This is a genomic window from Moorena sp. SIO2C4 (assembly GCF_010672485.1).
GTDB classification, from domain to species: domain Bacteria; phylum Cyanobacteriota; class Cyanobacteriia; order Cyanobacteriales; family Coleofasciculaceae; genus Moorena; species Moorena producens.
This window is the reverse complement of sequence record NZ_JAAHGN010001493.1, coordinates 1-1,285: the sequence shown is the minus strand read 5'-3', so window position 1 is coordinate 1,285 and position 1,285 is coordinate 1. Positions and strand designations below refer to the sequence as shown.

Sequence of the window (1,285 nt, the reverse complement as noted above, 5' to 3'; positions counted from 1 at the left end):
AATTAGGGAAGTAAGGGGCAATGGGAGGAATGCCCCTTACTTCCCTAATTTAAATTCTCATCCAGCATAGTCTGCAATTTAGCTTTGCTAATTGCTCCTTCATGGGATTTGGCTAGCTCACCATTTTTAAACAGTCTTAGAGCAGGGACACCCTCTACCTTGCACTTGGCAACGGCATCTTTATTTTGGTCTACTTCCATCTTAATGACTTTTAAGCGATCGCTATAATTTTCCGCAACCCAGTTTATTGATGAGGATACTAAGCGGCATGGTCCACACCAAGTTGCCCAAAAGTATACCAGTACTGGCTTCTCGGCTTTTAAAACTTCGGCTTCAAACTCTTGATCTTCGATTGTAATCACATTACTCACAACGGTATCCCCTCAAAATACTAGATTAGACTGCATTGACACAATCTATATATTAATTGCTTGAACTTTCCCCCAGCTCAAGCATGGGGGATTATCAACAATTGTTACGATATGGGCGTAGAGCCGCATCTGGACAGGTTGAGTATAGGATATTTTACTATGACTGAAAACATCATACCGTTTGCATAATATTAAAACTTCCTTGAAAAAGAAGTTTTAATCAAGCCGTCGGAGTTGTCAGCCTTTATGCTTTATCGGCTTTTATAAAATCGAAATTTATACAATTGCACAAAAATTTGCACAAAAAAACGGGTTAACCCGCTATACAATTGGTCAACCCGTGAGCTTGGGAACGCCTAAATGGACTACTTTTGTAGCACCAACTTAACGTTGGCATTGTTTAGGCCACGCTGCTTGACTTCTGCCAAGGTCTTGTTAACGGCATACTTCTGGTTGATGGAGTTGATCAACTCGGTTTGGTTGTGCTTCTTCGCCACACCCCAAAGGTCACCAATCAGGTCAAAGGTGCCATCACTGTTGCGAGACCAACCTAGATCATATTCGCCTTCGAGAACGGCAACCAAGTCAGCGCGAACTCGTTGACCATTGTAGCCGCGAACATCAGCTTCTGTCTTAACATTGATTCCCAGGTCACACAGGGAAGTCTTCAGGATTTCGGCATCGGTGATTTTAGTGCGCAGAGTGCTAAAGTGAGACATGTGGATTTCCTCCAGAAAAGGTATCAGAGAAAGGACAACGTAGCGTTTTACTTTTATGGCTAGCCGCCCTCAACAATTACAAGCGGCTACTTATCAAACTGCTAGCAATTTTTTGCTAGCCTTTACTCCTGTTGGGAGCAGGAGAAAGCCTGTTAGAACTCCATACGCTGATATTCAGCTACGGAGGATGCAGCA

The 1,285-nt window shown here is 43.1% G+C and carries 2 protein-coding genes; both read right to left on the bottom strand.

What is annotated here, in order from left to right; all coding sequences use genetic code 11:
• Window positions 1–44: 44 nt before the first annotated feature.
• Window positions 45–371 (bottom strand): thioredoxin family protein, encoded by a 327-nt coding sequence (locus tag F6K20_RS38910; protein WP_008177692.1) that lies wholly within the window; start codon window positions 369–371, stop codon window positions 45–47.
• Window positions 372–736: 365 nt separating this feature from the next.
• The gene (locus F6K20_RS38905; protein ID WP_008177691.1) at window positions 737–1,090 is read right to left on the bottom strand and encodes a DUF1257 domain-containing protein; all 354 of its coding nucleotides are present in this window, start codon (window positions 1,088–1,090) and stop codon (window positions 737–739) included.
• Between the last annotated feature and the right edge of the window lie 195 nt (window positions 1,091–1,285).